Below are 15,802 nucleotides of genomic sequence, written 5' to 3' on the forward strand. Positions count from 1 at the left end.
CCTATTTAGCCGTCATTGGCACTCGCAGTGTGTGAGTGCCAACAAAGAAACACTGAAACCTGAATCAAGGAGTGTTCGACAATGGCATTCAAACCGCTGCACGACCGCGTGCTGGTCCGTCGCGTCCAGGGTGAAGAAAAGACCAAGGGCGGTCTGATCATCCCCGACAACGCCAAAGAAAAGCCCGCAGAGGGCGAGATCATTTCCGTGGGCGAAGGCGCACGCAAGGATTCGGGCGAGCTGATCGCACCGGCAGTCCATGCAGGCGACCGCGTCCTGTTCGGCAAATGGTCGGGCACCGAGGTCACAGTCGATGGCGAAGAGCTGTTGATCATGAAGGAAAGCGACATCCTGGGCGTGCTGAGCTGATCAGCCCCAAGACGCGCACTTTCCCCATAATTCAGGAGATTTCCAATGGCTGCTAAAGAAGTCAAATTCGGCACCGACGCACGCGACCGCATGCTGCGCGGCGTCAACATTCTGGCCGATGCCGTCAAGGTCACGCTGGGTCCCAAGGGCCGCAACGTGGTCATCGACAAGTCGTTCGGTGCGCCCCGCATCACCAAGGACGGTGTGTCGGTCGCCAAAGAGATCGAACTGTCCGACAAGTTCGAGAACATGGGCGCCCAGATGGTTCGCGAAGTCGCGTCCCGCACCAATGACGAAGCAGGCGACGGCACCACGACCGCAACCGTGCTGGCACAAGCCATCGTCAAAGAGGGCATGAAGGCCGTTGCGGCCGGCATGAACCCGATGGACCTCAAGCGCGGCATCGATCTGGCCACGCTGAAAGTCGTCGAGGCCATCAAGGCCGCATCGCGCCCTGTGAACGACAGCGACGAAGTCGCTCAGGTCGGCACGATCTCGGCGAACGGCGAAGCCAATATCGGCCGCTTCATCGCTGACGCGATGCAGAAGGTCGGCAACGAGGGTGTCATCACCGTCGAAGAGAACAAGGGGATGGAGACCGAGGTCGAAGTCGTCGAAGGCATGCAGTTCGACCGCGGCTACCTGTCGCCCTATTTCGTCACCAATCCCGACAAGATGGTCGCGGATATGGAAGACGCCTATATCCTGCTGCACGAGAAGAAGCTTTCCTCGCTGCAGCCGATGGTGCCGCTGCTGGAAGCTGTCATCCAGTCGGGCAAGCCGCTGGTCATCATCTCGGAAGACGTCGAAGGCGAAGCCCTGGCGACCTTGGTCGTCAACAAGCTGCGCGGCGGTCTGAAGATCGCAGCCGTCAAGGCACCGGGCTTTGGCGATCGCCGCAAGTCGATGCTGCAGGATCTGGCGATCCTGACCGGCGGTCAGGTCATCAGCGAAGATCTGGGCATGAAGCTGGAAAATGTCGGCATCGACATGCTGGGCCGTGCGAAAAAGATCACGATCAACAAAGACACCACGACCATCGTTGATGGCGCCGGTGACAAGGCCGAGATCGAGGCACGCGTCAGCCAGATCCGTCAGCAGATCGAGGAAACCACCTCGGACTATGACAAGGAAAAGCTGCAGGAGCGTGTGGCCAAGCTGGCTGGCGGCGTCGCAGTCATCCGCGTTGGCGGCATGAGCGAAATCGAAGTCAAAGAGCGTAAGGACCGCGTCGATGACGCACTGAACGCAACCCGTGCAGCTGTCCAGGAAGGCGTTGTCGTCGGCGGCGGCGTGGCTCTGGTTCAGGGTGGCAAGGTGCTGGAAGGTCTCACCGGCGAGAACAGCGACCAGAACGCGGGCATCGCCATCGTTCGTCGCGCGCTGGAGGCACCGATGCGCCAGATCGCTGAAAACGCAGGCGTCGACGGCGCAGTCGTTGCAGGCAAAGTGCGCGAGTCGACCGACAAGGCATTCGGCTTCAACGCTCAGACCGAAGAATATGGCGACATGTTCAAGTTCGGCGTGATCGACCCCGCAAAGGTCGTCCGCACCGCACTGGAAGACGCCTCTTCGGTGGCCGGCCTGCTGATCACGACCGAAGCCATGATCGCCGAAAAGCCCGAGCCCAAGGGCCAGGGTGGTGCCGGCGGCGGCATGCCCGACATGGGCGGCATGGGCGGAATGATGTAATCATTCCCCTGCCACTTGGCAGAACAGGAAAGGGCGCCCCTCGGGGCGCCCTTTTCGCATCCGGCGATGATGGCGGCGTTATTTGATGGCGCCCTCGACGCCGACGGATTTGCACAGCGACTGAAAGCGCGATTGCGCGACCTCTCCCATCAGGTGCCGCCCGGTCGCGGTCAGGCGCAGTTCCAGCGTTCCCGCGTTCGTCATACGCAGGCTGGCGGCATCGGACGGATCGTCGATCGCGAACATCGCGCCAAAGCGCATGGCCTTGCCCAGAACCTCCGCATCGCGGATCTGGTCGTCATTAAGCAGCGCAAACAGCGGGGCCATCTGTGATTCAGCGCGGCTGTTCTTATATCGGTGCAGCAACGCCAGTCCCAGAAAGATCCGCTCCGGGTGGCTGAGCGCGGCCATGTTCGCGCGGGTGACATTGTCGAAACAGGCCTCGGCCCGGTAATCAGGGTGGGCGCGCCATGCGGTGTCGTGCAACAGGCAGGCCGCGCGCATCAGCCGGTCGCGTTCAGGCGTCAGGTTCGGAAACAGCGGCAGCAGGAACTGGTACAGTTTCTTGCCGAAACCCGGCAGGCGGGCCATCTGCTTTTCGGTGAACCGCGCCGCTTCGATCAGCGGGTCGCGCTTGCGCAGCGTCGTGGACATATGTTCGTACAGCAGTCCTTCGCGGATGCCATAGCTGGAGATCGCCAACTCCTTGGGGCCGAACACCTCGATCAGCTGGGACAGCACCTGAGATGCCAGCGGCACCAGCTCGATCCGCGACGCGGAGATGCCGACCTTGGCACGCAGCGTGCCCAGATCATGCTTGCCGATCCAGGCGACCGTGTCCGCCACGGCGTCTGGGGTCATGCGGTATTCATGCAGGACGGTCATGGGATACTTTGACCGCTCCATGTCCAGCCGTGCGATGGCACGCCACGATCCGCCGACCAGATAGATCCGGTCGTGATTGGTGCCCAGCTTTTCTGCCAGCCCCTGCAGGATCGTTGTGATATGCGCGCGCAACTGATCGGGTGCCACCTGCTGCAGGCGGAACGGACCCAGCTGGGACGTTACCCGCCGTCCGACCTTGCCGTCCGCGACCTCGGCCAGTTCCATCGAATTGCCGCCGATGTCACAAACCAGCCCGCGCGCATCGGGCCAGCCCAGCAGCACTCCCTGTGCGGACAGGCGCGCCTCTTCCTCGCCGTCGATCACGTGCAGCTGAAGGCCGGTCTCCTTCTCGACGCGGCGCTGGAATGCGGGGCCGTCCTCGGCCTCGCGCACGGCAGCGGTCGCCACGCAGGTCAGCGGCGCGATGTCCATGCTGCGCGCCAAGGCCGCGAACCGGGCCAGGGCCGAGAAACCGCGTTTGATCCCCTCGGGGTTCAGCCGGCCGGTGCGGGCCATGTCCTGCCCCAGCCCCGCCATGATTTTCTCATTGTAAAAATAGGCCGGCGACCGGGCCGCCCCGTCAAACACGACCAAACGGATCGAGTTCGACCCGACATCGACCACGCCGATCCGTTTCAAGGCCCGTTTGGGCAGCTTGCGGAACTTGCCGCCGAATGGCTCGATCGTCTTGCCACTTGTCGTGCGCACGCCGTTCATCTTGCAGCCCCTTGTCGTTTATCGCCTGTTACGTGGCCCGGCGGTGACTGAGCGTCAATCCGCGGAATGGGTCAGGGCAGGCACATCGCGCGCGCCCGCCGTTCCCCGACCCGACAGGGACGGGTTTTCCATAAAGAAAAGGTGACAGTTGAACAGATCGTCACGCCCTTCGGGCAAGTAACGCAGAAAACGACCATCCGGCTGCAACAACCAGCTTTGCGCCTCGTCGGCCATGTTGGCGGCCATGACCTGATTGACAATCTGCGCCTTGACCGTGTCGTTGACGCATTCGACCAGCGTTTCGACGCGACGGTTCAGATTGCGGTCCATCCAGTCGGCAGAACTGATGAACACCCGCGCCTTGGCGGATGGCAGGCCGTGGCCGGACCCGAAACAGACAATGCGGCTGTGTTCAAGATAGCGGCCGACAATCGATTTTACACGAATATTTTCAGACAAGCCTTTGATGCCCGGTCGAATTCCGCAGATTCCGCGAATGATCAGGCTGATCCGGACGCCTGCTGCGCTGGCCGCATACAACGCCTCGATCACATCCTTTTCGATCAACGAATTCATCTTGGCCCAGATCGCGCCGGGGCGGCCCTGCCGGGCGTATTCAGCCTCGCGGCCGATCAGGTCGATCAACCGGGATTTGAGGTCGATCGGAGAGATCGACAGGTTCTCCAACCCCGCCGGCTGCACATAGCCGGACAGATAGTTGAAGACCTTGGTCGCGTCCCGGCCAAGCGCCGGGTTGCAGGTGAACAGCGACAGGTCGGTATAGATGCGCGCGGTGATTGGGTGATAGTTGCCGGTCCCGTAATGGGTATAGGTCACCAGCCCCTCGCCCTCGCGCCGCACGATGGTGCTGATCTTGGCATGGGTCTTGTAGTTCACGAATCCATACACGACATGCGCGCCGGATCGTTCCAGCCTGCGCGACTGGCGGATGTTTGCCGCCTCGTCGAACCGCGCCTTGAGTTCCACCAGCGCGGTCACGGACTTGCCGGCCTCGGCCGCCTCGCACAGTGCGTCGACGATCGGGCTGTCGCGGCTGGTTCGGTACAGCGTCTGCTTGATCGCCAGCACATCGGGGTCGCGCGCGGCCTGCGCCAGATAGCGGACGACCATGTCGAACGTCTCGTAGGGATGATGCAGCAGCATGTCCTTTTGGCGGATCGCCGCGAACATGTCGCCGTCATGGTCCTGGATACGTTCCGGTACCCGCGGCGTAAAGGCGGGCCACATTAGGTCGCGACGGCTGTCCAGGACCAGTTCGCTGAGGTCGGCCATACCCAAAAGACCCTCGACCTCGATCACCTCGTCGGGGCTGACCTCCAGTTTTTCCATGATCAGGCGGCGCAGGCGGTCGGGCGCGCCGGCGGTGATCTTCAGCCGGATGACGCTGCCGCGACGGCGGCGTTTCAGCGCCGTCTCGAATTCGCGGACCAGATCCTCTGCCTCTTCCTCGACCTCCAGATCGCTGTCGCGCAGAACGCGAAAGCTGCAATGGCCAACATCGCGATAGCCGGGGAACAGACTGGAAAGATGCATCAGCAGCAGATCCTCCAGCCGAAGAAAGCGTTGCCCGCCCGGCAGCGGAACGAACCGCGGCAGCTGCGCCGGGATCGGCAACAGGGCCTGCATCTTGCGACCGTCTGTTTCACGCGCCAGCTCCAGCGCCAGCGAAAATCCGGCGTTCGGAATGAACGGGAACGGATGCGCGGGGTCGATCGCCAGGGGCGACAGGACCGGAAACACCAGGTTCTGGAAATGGCCGTTCAGGAACTCCTCTTCGGCGCGGGTCAGGCGCTGACGGGACAGGATGACGATACCCACCTGTTCCATTTCCTTGCGCAGGCTGTTCCACACCCCCTGTTGCGCGCCCATCAGGCGGCGGGCATCGGCGTTGATCAGCGCCAACTGTTCCGCCGACGACAGCCCGTCATCAGAGGGGGTGGCGCTGCCTTCGCGCACCAGTTCGCGCAGTCCCGCGACGCGGACGGTATAAAATTCGTCCAGGTTCGTCGCGCTGATCGATACAAAGCGCAGCCGTTCCAGCAGGGGCACACGCGGGTTGCGCGCCTCGTCCAGCACGCGCCAGTTGAAGGACAACCATGACAGTTCGCGGTTGAAGAACCGCGCGGCTCCTTCGGGAACGCCCTCGGACATTGCCTTGGGTTCGGGGAACGGTGTGCGAAGAAAATCGGCTTGTGTCATGATCGTCCGGCAGCTGGCGTGGCCGCGATCATGCGTCAGCCTCGGACAGCTTGTCCAGCAGGTCGGCGGCAATGCGCCGGGTGACGGGCCCCTTTTGGGACATCGCCGCATGATCCATCGCGGTGACCAGACGACGCGCCAGCCCCAGATCGCGGTCCATGTGCAACACCAGCCAATCGATCAAACCCGCGGGTACGGCCACCTGACGATCCGCGAACAGCTTGACCAGCACGGCGGCCAGCAGCGCCTCGTTCGGGGATCCCAGGCGGACCTGGGGCATCGCGTCCATCCGCGACCGCAGGTCGGGCAGCACCAGCCCCCAGTCGCGCGGCGGCGTGCGCGCGGTCAGCAAAAGCAGACAGTCCCGCGGACCGCACAGGTTCCACAGGTGGAACAGGGCCTGTTCCGCACCGGCCGCAAAGCCCGCATGATCGGCATCCTCGACCACCACGGCGCCGCCATCGGTTGCCAGCAGATCGGCGGCATCGGGGCGCAGGGCCGATGCACTGATGCGTCGCGCACCGTTTTCAGCCGCCCAGAATGCCGCCAGATGGGTCTTGCCCGATCCTTCGGGTCCGATCAGCAGCATCCGGCCGGCGGGCCAGTCCTGCGGGCGGTCCAGCGCCTTCAGCGCGGCGTGGTTCGCCGGCGCCGGCAGGAAATCGGCCCGCGCATGGGCGGGTGGCGTCGTCAGATCCAACGTCAGCTGGCGCGAGGGCGGAAACAGGCTCAACCTGTCAGCCCCGGGGGTCGCGGCGCGCCAGGTCTTCCTGCATGGCCTCGATATACTGGTGGCTGCGGGCGCGGTCCGAGTCTACGCGTGCCGTGCGCATCCGGTCGGCCACGGTTCCCGCGGGCACCATCTCGACCAGGATGGGTTGCGACGGCTCTGCCGGAACGGTCTGTCCGGTGAACAGCGCGCTTTCGCGATAGATCGCGATCAGGAACCGTGCCAGCACCCCAAGCGCCGCCGCCATCGGCACCGCCATGACCAGGCCGACAAAACCGAACAACGCGCCAAAGACGGACAGCGCCAACAGCAACCACACCGGGTGCAGGCCGACATGGCCCCCGACGATCTTGGGCTGCAGATAATTGCCCTCAACGATCTGGCCCAGGGCAAAGATCGCCACGACAGCCCCGATCCACAGCGGATCGCCCCAAAAGCTGAACAGCGCCACCCCGATGGCCGTGGCACCCCCGATCAGCACGCCGACATAGGGGATGAACGACAGCATCGCGGCCATGATCCCGATGAAGAACCCAAACGGCAGCCCGACCAGCATCAGCGCCAGCGCGTACCACGTCCCCAGGATGGCGATCACAACCCCCTGCCCGCGCAGGAATCCCGACAGGGCGTCGTCAATCTCGGACGCCAATTGGCGGATGGTGGCCGCATGTTCGCGCGGCAGCAGGTTGTCGATGGCCGTGACCATGTGGTCCCAGTCCAGCAACAGATAGAACGCCACCACCGGCACGATGACCAACAGTGCCACCGTCCCCAACACGCCGGTGACCGATCCCAGCAGGGTCGAGGCAAGCCGTCCCGCCTGTTCGCCGACCGTCGCCTGAAAATCGGTCAGGGTCTGTTGCAGCCCGTCACCCTGCGGGATCAGGCTGGGGAACCGTGTGTCCAGAAATCCGCGCGCCTGGCTGATCATCTCGGGCGCGGTTTCGATCAGCGCGGTTGCTTGGCGCACCAGCACCGGCATGACCAGCAACACGACCGCGACAAAGACCAGCACGACAGCGAATGTGATCACCACCACCGCCATGGTGCGGGACAGGCCCGCGCGTTCCAGCCGGTCGGCGACCGGGTCGAGCAGATAGGCGATTCCCGCCCCCAGGATGAACGGCAGCACGGCCTGTCCCAGCAGCCACAGTGTCACCAGCAGCGTCAGGGCCGCGATGCTCCACCACATGACCTGTTTGCGTACGGCAATGCGCATGGTTCGACCCTTGTCCAGAAACCTGCGGCGAATGTGCCGCCCCCTGCGTCTGGTTGCAAGCGCGATGCTTGGCAAGGGCGGACCGATCCGGTAACGCTGCGGACCGAACCGCTTTGAAGGACCCGTGCCATGCGTCTGTCGCGCTATTTCCTGCCCGTGCTGAAGGAAGACCCCAAAGAGGCGCAGATCGTCAGCCACCGGCTGATGCTGCGCGCGGGCATGATCAAGCAGCAGACCGCAGGCATCTATTCCTGGTTGCCGATGGGCTTCAAGGTTCTGCGTCGCATCGAGCAGATCGTCCATGAGGAACAGGCCCGCGCCGGTCACATCCCGATGCTGATGCCGACCCTGCAACCCGCCGACCTGTGGCGCGAAAGCGGTCGCTATGACGATTACGGCGAGGAAATGCTGCGGATCAAGGACCGCAACAAGCGCGACCTGCTGTACGGCCCCACCAACGAGGAGATGATCACCGACATCTTCCGCAGCCACGTTGGCAGCTACAAGGACCTGCCGCTGACGCTGTACCACATCCAGTGGAAGTTCCGCGACGAGATCCGCCCCCGTTTCGGCGTGATGCGCGGCCGCGAGTTCCTGATGAAGGACGGCTATACGTTCGACCTGACCAAGGAGGACGCGCTGCACGCCTATAACCGGCATCTGGTCAGCTATCTGCGCAGCTATGAGCGGATGGGCCTGCAGGCGATTCCGATGCGCGCCGATGGCGGCCCGATCGGCGGCGATTACACGCACGAATTCCTGGTCCTGGCCGAGACCGGCGAATCCGAGGTGTTCTATGACAGCCAGATCACCGACCTGACCTTTGGCGACCGCCAGATCGACTATGACAGTGTCGAGGAATGTCAGGCCGTGCTGGAGGAATTCACCAGCCGCTATGCCCGCACCGACGAGACGCATGACCAGGCCGTCTATGCCGAGGTCCCCGAGGAACGCCGCCGCACGGCACGCGGGATCGAGGTCGGCCAGATCTTTTATTTCGGCACCAAGTATTCCGAACCGATGGGTGCCACCGTCCGTACTTCCGATGGCGCGCAGGTGCCCGTCCACATGGGCAGCCACGGCATCGGCGTGTCGCGCCTGCTGGGTGCGATCATCGAGGCGAACCACGACGACAAGGGCATCATCTGGCCCGAGGGCGTGACCCCCTTTCACGTCGGCATCGTGAACCTCAAGCAGGGCGACAATTCCACCGACGCCGCCTGCGACGCGATCTATGCGGAATTGCAGGCCCGCGGTCTGGACCCGCTGTACGATGATCGTGACGAACGGGCCGGGGCCAAGTTCGCGTCGATGGACCTGATCGGCCTGCCGTGGCGCATCACGGTCGGCCCGCGCGGCCTGACGGCAAATAAGGTCGAACTGACCAGCCGGCGCACCGGCCAGACCGAGGAAGTGTCCCCACAGGAGGCCATCGCCCGGATCGCGCAGATCTATCAGCCCGTACTGGGCGTCACGGTCGCTGACAAGTAAGCGCCGGATACGCGGGTTTGGTGTGGCCGAAATCGGCTGTCCTGATCTGGCGTTGTCAGTTCATGCGAACGGTAAACCACGCGACGTGGACTGGCACCGACGGATGTGCAGCCTGAGAGGCGGATTGATGGTGATATGAATCGTCACCGTTACCCCGTCCCGGGCGGTCTGTTTGTCGGCGTTGGGTGCGGCGTGGCGGCGGCACGATCACGCTTTGTGGCCGCACCGCCAGGTGGCATGGTCAGGGACATCGACGCGACCCCGTGCCGAAACGCTGTGTCCGATAGGGCTGCACGGGTGGTTCAGAACCGCCGACTTCACGCAGCCCGGCCGACGGCTCGGCGGGATCAAATCGGTTGGTCGTGGACCGGGCGTACCGATCACCCGGCACATTATCGTACCACCGACGTCCCCACAGCATTCCGCCCCTGCGACAAAGACGACGGCCTTTGAGGCATCGCCCTGTGCCGGACGTCAACCTGTCCGAAAACCATGCAGATACACGTGATATCGCGCTTTCTTTTTAGAAAGTGCGCTTTTAACCTGACGTGCAGGACAATGTTCCAACTGGGAGACTTCCACATGAAAAAACTTCTTCTTGCGACCGCCGCCGGGGCGATGATGGCCGGTGCCGCGGGCGCCGAAGAAATCAAGCTGGGCATCTCGCTCGGCTTTACCGGTCCGCTGGAATCGATGGCCCCTGCGATGCAGCAGGGCGCCGAAATGGCCATGACCGAAGTCAGCGATTCCGGTCTGCTGATGGACGGGTCAACCGTTGCCGCGGTCACCGGCGACAGCACATGCATCGATGCGGCCGCTGCCACCGCGACGGTCGAGCGCCTAATCGCGTCCGAGGGCATCAAGGGCCTGATCGGCGGCATGTGCTCCGGAGAGACGATCGCCTCGCTGGAAAACGTCGCCAAGGCGAACGGGATCGTCATGATCTCTCCGTCGGCCACGTCGCCCGCGCTGACCGACATCGAGGATGACGGCCTGTTCTTCCGCACTGCGCCGTCGGACGCCCGCCAGGGTGAAGTGATGGCCCAGATCATCGCGGACCGCGATATCGACACCGTCGCCGTCACCTATACCAACAACGACTATGGCAAGGGTCTGGCCGACAGCTTTGCCGCGGCCTTTACCGCCAATGGCGGCACCGTGACTGTCAACAGCGCGCATGACGACGGCAAGGCCGACTATTCGGCCGAGATCGCGGCCCTGGCGGCTGCGGGTGGCGATGCGCTGGTCGTGGTGGGTTATGTCGATCAGGGCGGTTCGGGCATCGTTCGCGGCGCGCTGGACAGCGGCGCGTTCGAGACGTTCGTGTTCCCCGACGGCATGGTTGGTCAGGCGCTGGAGGACAACTTCGGCTCCGAGATCGAGGGCAGCTTTGGGCAGAACCCCGCCGCCGAGGGCGAGGGCCGCGAGGCTTATCTGGCGATGGCCGAAACCGCGGGCTTTGACGGTTCGGGCGCCTTTTCGGCCGAGGCCTATGACGCGGCGGCGCTGATGCTGCTGGCGATGGCCAAGGCGAAATCCTCGGACCCGGCGGTCTACAAGGATCACATCATGGACGTGGCCAACGGCCCCGGCGAGGAGATCCTGCCCGGCCAGTTGGCAAAGGCGCTGGAAATCATCAACGGCGGCGGCGACGTGGACTATGTCGGCGGTACCTCGGTCGAGTTGGTTGGTCCTGGTGAATCCGCCGGTACCTTCCGCGAGATTCAGTTCACGGATGGCGTTCTGGAAGTGGTCGGCTATCGCTGATCACAGACCGGAACATGCGGCCCGGCATCATATTGGTGCCGGGCCGTTTTATAACAATAACAGCTGCTTGACGGCAGATCTTCACCCAGAATGTGAAGACAGGGAAGGTGACGCATGATCCGGGTCGAGGATCTCCACAGACATTTCGGTGGCTTTCGCGCCGTCGACGGCGCCAGCCTGACGATCGAGACCGGCTCGATCACCGGGCTGATCGGGCCAAACGGCGCGGGCAAATCGACGCTGTTCAATGTGATCGCGGGCGTGCTGCCCCCCACGTCGGGGCGCGTCTTCATGGACGGAGAGGACATCACCGGGCTGCCGCCCCACGCGCTGTTCCACAAGGGTCTGTTGCGGACCTTTCAGATGGCGCATGAATTCGGTTCGATGACGGTTCGCGAGAACCTGATGATGGTCCCGGGCGCGCAGGCCGGAGAGACGATCTGGAAGACCTGGTTCCAGCGCGGTCGCATCGAACGCGAGGAGACCGAACTGCGCCGCAAGGCTGACGAGGTTCTGGATTTTCTGACCATCCGCCACCTGACCCATGAAAAGGCCGGCAACCTGTCGGGCGGTCAGAAAAAGCTGCTGGAACTGGGCCGGACGATGATGGTCGACGCCAAGATCGTGTTTCTGGACGAGGTCGGGGCGGGCGTGAACCGGACCCTGCTGATGACCATCGCCGACGCGATCATCCGCCTGAACAAGGAACGCGGCTATACCTTTTGCGTGATCGAGCACGACATGGATTTCATCGGCAAGCTGTGCGACCCGGTGATCGTGATGGCCGAGGGAAAGGTCCTGGCCCAAGGCAGCGCCCGCGACATCATGAAGAACGAAGCGGTGATCGAGGCCTATCTGGGCACCGGCCTGAAAAACAAGGACATGGTGGGCGCATGAGCGACGCAGGCTTTGGCAATCGCGGCAATCGCGACGCCTCGGTGGTCAACACCAAGGGGATGGGCCAGATCGACGGGACACGGCGGTCGGGTCCGGTGGGGGCCGGTCGTGCAGGCGACCCGTTCCTTATCGGGGACGGTATGACGGGTGGGTATGGGACAGGCGCCGACATCCTGCACGACTGTACCATCGCCGTGGAGCAGGGCCAGATCGCGGTGATCGTCGGCCCCAATGGCGCCGGCAAATCCACCGCGATGAAGGCGATATTCGGAATGCTGAACCTGCGCCAGGGATCGGTCCGCCTGAACGGTCAGGACATCACCGCGCTAAACCCGCAGGACCGGGTCAAGGCGGGCATGGGGTTCGTGCCGCAGGTCAACAATATCTTCCCGTCCATGACGGTCGAGGAGAACCTGGAGATGGGCGCCTATATCCGACGCGACGACATCAAGGCGACCATGCAGCAGGTCTATGACCTGTTCCCAGCCGTTGCCGCCAAGCGCCGTCAGGCCGCGGGCGAACTGTCGGGCGGTCAGCGCCAGCAGGTGGCCGTGGGCCGCGCGCTGATGACCCGGCCAAAGGTGCTGATGCTGGACGAACCGACCGCGGGTGTCAGCCCGATCGTCATGGACGAGCTGTTCGACCGCATCATCGCCATCGCGCGCGGCGGCCTGCCGGTCCTGATGGTCGAACAGAACGCGCGCCAGGCGATGGCGATCGCCGACAAGGCCTATGTACTGGTGCAGGGCGCGAACGCCCATACCGGCACCGGGGCCGATCTGATGCAGAACGACGAGGTGCGCCGCACCTTCCTGGGGGGCTGAGCCGTGGATTTCCTGAACGCCCTTGTGGTCTTTCTGAACTTTGTCTTCATTCCTGCGGCCGCGTACGGCGCGCAGCTGGCGCTTGGCGCACTTGGCGTAACGCTGATCTATGGGATCCTGCGGTTTTCCAACTTCGCCCATGGCGACACGATGGCATTCGGCACGGGTATAGTGATCCTGCTGACATGGGGCCTGCAATCACTGGGCATCAGCGCGGGGCCGCTGCCCACGGCGCTGATCGCCCTGCCCTTCGGGATCGCGCTGACGGCATTGCTCGTTTTGGGCACGGACCGCGCGGTCTACAGGTTCTATCGCAGGAAAAAGGCCGCTCCGATCATTCTGGTCATGGCCTCGGTCGGCGTCATGTTTGTGATGAACGGGCTGACGCGCATTCTGATCGGGGTGGACGAATACCGTTTTGACGATGGCACGCGCTTTATCATCGCCGTGCGCGATTTCCGCGAGATGACCGGACTGGAGGAGGGTCTGGCCCTGCGCTCGACCCAGGCGCTGACGGTGATCGTGGCGTTCGTCGTGATGGTCGCGCTGTTCTGGTTCCTGAACCGGACGAAATCGGGTAAAGCCATGCGCGCCTATTCCGACAACGAGGATCTGGCCCTGCTGTCGGGCATCGATCCCGAACGTGTCGTGCGCCTGACATGGATCATCGCCGCCGCACTGGCGACCATTGCCGGGACGCTGTACGGGCTGGACAAGTCGTTCAAGGCGTTCAACTATTTCCAGATCCTGCTGCCGATCTTTGCGGCGGCCATCGTGGGGGGCCTGGGGAACCCACTTGGCGCGATCGCGGGCGGGTTCCTGATCGCGTTCTCCGAGGTGGCGGTGACCTATCCGTGGATCAAGGTCGTGGGCTATCTGGCGCCGTGGTACGAACCCGGCGGGCTGATGCAGCTGCTGGGGACAGAGTATAAGTTCGCGGTCAGCTTCGTGATCCTGATCGTCGTCCTGCTGTTCAGGCCCACGGGTCTGTTCCGCGGAAAATCGGTGTAAGGGGGACTGATCATGGCAACCAACCGTCAAGCGGCCGCATCCACGAACCCCTGGCGCGCACCGATCCTGTTCGGGGTGCTGGCCATCCTGTTTGTGCTGGAGGGGACGGTCCGCAACAGCATGTTCTCGGGCAGCTGGAACACATCGCTGGCGATCCTGAACATGGGTCTGCTGTCGGCAATCACCGCCCTGGGCGTCAACATGCAGTGGGGCTATGCGGGCCTGTTCAACGTGGGCGTCGTTGGCTTTCTGGCGATGGGCGCACTGGCCCCCGTGCTGGTGTCCCTGCCCCCGGTCGAAGGAGCATGGGCGGCGGGCGGCACGCGCCTGATGCTGGCACTGGCCGTGGGTCTGGGCACGCTGGCCATGGCCAAGCTGGCCTGGACCCGCACCCGCAGCGGCATCATGACCGCGGTGGTGCTGATCGGCGGCTTTGTCGCCTATCGCTGGCTGTTCGACCCCGCGGTCATCGCGATCGAGGGCAACAACCCCGCGCGGCACGGCAATATCGGCGGTCTGGGCTTGCCGGTGCTGTTGTCCTGGGCCGTGGGCGGCCTGTTCGCAGCAGCCGCGGCCTGGGCCATCGGCAAGGTCGCGCTTGGCCTGCGGTCCGACTATCTGGCCATCGCCACGCTTGGTATCGGCGAGATCATCGTGGCCGTGATGAAGAACGAGGACTGGCTGGCCCGCGGGGTCAAGAACATCACCTCGATCCCGCGCCCCGTCGCACAGGAGGTTGCGCTGCAGCGCAACCCCGATTTCGTCGATTTTGCCGCCAGCTGGGGTTTCCCCGCGGCCGAGGCGTCGGGCATCTGGGTCAAGCTGTCCTACATGTCGCTGTTCCTGGTCGTGCTGTTAGTCATCATCCTGCTGGCGGAACTGGCGCTGAAATCGCCATGGGGGCGCATGATGCGCGCCATCCGAGACAACGAGACCGCGGCCGAGGCGATGGGCAAGGACGTCACCCGCCGCCACCTGCAGGTGTTCATCCTGGGGTCGGCGGTGATCGGGGTCGCGGGCGCGATGATGGTCACGCTGGACGGGTTGCTGGCACCGACCAGCTACAACCCTCTGCGCTATACGTTCCTGATCTGGGTGATGGTGATCGTCGGCGGGTCCGGCAACAACTGGGGCGCGGTGCTGGGCGCCGTCACCATCTGGTTCCTGTGGATCAAGGCAGAGGTCTGGGGCCCTGCCATGATCGCGGCTTTGACCGGTCCGCTGGCGGATGGTCCGGTCAAGGCGCACCTGCTGGACAGTGCCCCGCACATGCGGTTCATCGCGATGGGGGCGGTGCTGTTGCTGGTGCTGCGGTTCGCGCCACGGGGCCTGCTGCCCGAAAAGTAAGCGAAAGGGGCGCGGATCACACCGCGCCCCTTGTCCGATCAGCGGCAGTTGTTGCCCAGGACGGTGCTGTGCCACAGCCGTCCATCCGCGCCGCGCGCGACCCCGCTTCCGATCTGATAGCTCAGCTGGCCCAACACCTGTTCACGCTGCGGTCCGGGGATCAGCCATGCGTTCACCGTCCCTTCGGGCGTGCCACCCGCACCGACCAGTTGCACGACACCGCAGGTCGGGTACCCGACCGAGCGCGCACGATCGACGACGTTCGACCCGTTCGATCCGGCCACATCCGCGCGCCCCGTGCGCGCCATATCGCAGGCATGCGACAGCGCGATGCGGTCCAGGTCGGCATTTGCGGCAAGGGCGTCCTTGCCTTCGGCCGCGCGGGCGGCACCAACGGCCGCAGTCAGGCGCATGCCCGCATCCGCATCGCCGCGGCATTCGGCGGCCAGTGTCTGATCGGCAGGGGCCTGCGGGGCCGTCATGCCGGGAAATGGCATCTGACAGGCCGACAGGGCCAGCAGGCAGGTGGCAGCAAGGGACAGGCGCTTCATCGGGATATACCTTTTGCACGGATCAGGGTGATTGTGGCGGAACGCGCGCCGGTTTCGCAGGTTCCCCCGCACTGTGGCGCCG

At 64.0% G+C, this 15,802-nt stretch carries 13 protein-coding genes; 8 read left to right on the forward strand and 5 right to left on the reverse strand.

Annotation, left to right across the window (positions count from 1 at the left end; all coding sequences use genetic code 11):
* Positions 1-81 precede the first annotated feature (81 nt).
* Together ACJJVR_RS15190 and groL are read left to right on the forward strand one after the other, a co-directional pair.
* Positions 82-369 (forward strand): co-chaperone GroES, encoded by a 288-nt coding sequence (locus ACJJVR_RS15190; protein ID WP_405405801.1) that lies wholly within the window; start codon positions 82-84, stop codon positions 367-369.
* Between the two features lie 45 nt (positions 370-414).
* Complete coding sequence (gene groL, locus ACJJVR_RS15195) at positions 415-2,061, forward strand: chaperonin GroEL (RefSeq protein WP_405405803.1); 1,647 nt, start codon at positions 415-417, stop codon at positions 2,059-2,061.
* Between the two features lie 78 nt (positions 2,062-2,139).
* Here the strand turns inward: groL and ACJJVR_RS15200 are convergent, their stop codons facing one another.
* The 4 genes from ACJJVR_RS15200 to ACJJVR_RS15215 are packed head-to-tail and all read right to left on the reverse strand — an operon-like array spanning position 2,140 to position 7,832.
* Positions 2,140-3,663 carry a Ppx/GppA family phosphatase gene (locus ACJJVR_RS15200; RefSeq protein ID WP_405405804.1) on the reverse strand — a complete coding sequence of 508 codons (1,524 nt, stop codon included), beginning with the start codon at positions 3,661-3,663 and terminating at the stop codon, positions 2,140-2,142.
* A gap of 54 nt (positions 3,664-3,717) precedes the next feature.
* Positions 3,718-5,883, reverse strand: coding sequence for an RNA degradosome polyphosphate kinase (locus tag ACJJVR_RS15205; protein ID WP_405405806.1), 2,166 nt, complete (start codon positions 5,881-5,883; stop codon positions 3,718-3,720).
* Positions 5,884-5,911: 28 nt separating this feature from the next.
* On the reverse strand, positions 5,912-6,616 hold the full coding sequence (locus tag ACJJVR_RS15210; protein WP_405405807.1) for a chromosomal replication initiator DnaA: 705 nt from the start codon (positions 6,614-6,616) through the stop codon (positions 5,912-5,914).
* A gap of 4 nt (positions 6,617-6,620) precedes the next feature.
* Complete coding sequence (locus tag ACJJVR_RS15215) at positions 6,621-7,832, reverse strand: AI-2E family transporter (protein ID WP_405405809.1); 1,212 nt, start codon at positions 7,830-7,832, stop codon at positions 6,621-6,623.
* Positions 7,833-7,961: 129 nt separating this feature from the next.
* Between ACJJVR_RS15215 and proS the strand changes: the two genes are divergently transcribed.
* The 6 genes from proS (at position 7,962) to ACJJVR_RS15245 (ending at position 15,169) form a co-directional block, all read left to right on the forward strand.
* Positions 7,962-9,323, forward strand: a complete 1,362-nt coding sequence (gene proS, locus ACJJVR_RS15220) for a proline--tRNA ligase (protein ID WP_405405810.1) — start codon at positions 7,962-7,964, stop codon at positions 9,321-9,323.
* Between the two features lie 582 nt (positions 9,324-9,905).
* The gene (locus tag ACJJVR_RS15225; protein ID WP_405405812.1) at positions 9,906-11,090 is read left to right on the forward strand and encodes an ABC transporter substrate-binding protein; all 1,185 of its coding nucleotides are present in this window, start codon (positions 9,906-9,908) and stop codon (positions 11,088-11,090) included.
* 114 nt (positions 11,091-11,204) lie between these two features.
* Positions 11,205-11,987 carry an ABC transporter ATP-binding protein gene (locus ACJJVR_RS15230; RefSeq protein ID WP_405405813.1) on the forward strand — a complete coding sequence of 261 codons (783 nt, stop codon included), beginning with the start codon at positions 11,205-11,207 and terminating at the stop codon, positions 11,985-11,987.
* Positions 11,984-12,811: an ABC transporter ATP-binding protein gene (locus ACJJVR_RS15235; protein WP_405405815.1), complete on the forward strand. Its 828-nt coding sequence runs from the start codon at positions 11,984-11,986 to the stop codon at positions 12,809-12,811. The genes ACJJVR_RS15230 and ACJJVR_RS15235 overlap by 4 nt, the downstream gene beginning before the upstream one ends.
* A 3-nt stretch (positions 12,812-12,814) precedes the next feature.
* Positions 12,815-13,822, forward strand: a complete 1,008-nt coding sequence (locus ACJJVR_RS15240) for a branched-chain amino acid ABC transporter permease (RefSeq protein ID WP_405405817.1) — start codon at positions 12,815-12,817, stop codon at positions 13,820-13,822.
* Positions 13,823-13,834: 12 nt separating this feature from the next.
* Positions 13,835-15,169 (forward strand): branched-chain amino acid ABC transporter permease, encoded by a 1,335-nt coding sequence (locus ACJJVR_RS15245; protein ID WP_405405818.1) that lies wholly within the window; start codon positions 13,835-13,837, stop codon positions 15,167-15,169.
* A gap of 38 nt (positions 15,170-15,207) precedes the next feature.
* Here the strand turns inward: ACJJVR_RS15245 and ACJJVR_RS15250 are convergent, their stop codons facing one another.
* A complete protein-coding gene (locus tag ACJJVR_RS15250) occupies positions 15,208-15,720 on the reverse strand; it encodes a CAP domain-containing protein (RefSeq protein WP_405405819.1) in 513 nt (170 codons plus the stop codon).
* Positions 15,721-15,802 lie beyond the last annotated feature (82 nt).

The organism is Paracoccus sp. Ld10, from assembly GCF_045064235.1.
GTDB lineage: Bacteria > Pseudomonadota > Alphaproteobacteria > Rhodobacterales > Rhodobacteraceae > Paracoccus.

Bases quoted from the DNA above. Each gene is read 5' to 3' on its own strand.
- ACJJVR_RS15190 (WP_405405801.1), top strand. From the start codon at position 82: ATGGCATTCAAACCGCTGCACGACCGCGTGCTGGTCCGTCGCGTCCAG.
- groL (WP_405405803.1), top strand. From the start codon at position 415: ATGGCTGCTAAAGAAGTCAAATTCGGCACCGACGCACGCGACCGCATG.
- ACJJVR_RS15200 (WP_405405804.1), bottom strand. From the start codon at position 3,663: ATGAACGGCGTGCGCACGACAAGTGGCAAGACGATCGAGCCATTCGGC.
- ACJJVR_RS15205 (WP_405405806.1), bottom strand. From the start codon at position 5,883: ATGACACAAGCCGATTTTCTTCGCACACCGTTCCCCGAACCCAAGGCA.
- ACJJVR_RS15215 (WP_405405809.1), bottom strand. From the start codon at position 7,832: ATGCGCATTGCCGTACGCAAACAGGTCATGTGGTGGAGCATCGCGGCC.
- proS (WP_405405810.1), top strand. From the start codon at position 7,962: ATGCGTCTGTCGCGCTATTTCCTGCCCGTGCTGAAGGAAGACCCCAAA.
- ACJJVR_RS15225 (WP_405405812.1), top strand. From the start codon at position 9,906: ATGAAAAAACTTCTTCTTGCGACCGCCGCCGGGGCGATGATGGCCGGT.
- ACJJVR_RS15230 (WP_405405813.1), top strand. From the start codon at position 11,205: ATGATCCGGGTCGAGGATCTCCACAGACATTTCGGTGGCTTTCGCGCC.
- ACJJVR_RS15235 (WP_405405815.1), top strand. From the start codon at position 11,984: ATGAGCGACGCAGGCTTTGGCAATCGCGGCAATCGCGACGCCTCGGTG.
- ACJJVR_RS15245 (WP_405405818.1), top strand. From the start codon at position 13,835: ATGGCAACCAACCGTCAAGCGGCCGCATCCACGAACCCCTGGCGCGCA.
- ACJJVR_RS15250 (WP_405405819.1), bottom strand. From the start codon at position 15,720: ATGAAGCGCCTGTCCCTTGCTGCCACCTGCCTGCTGGCCCTGTCGGCC.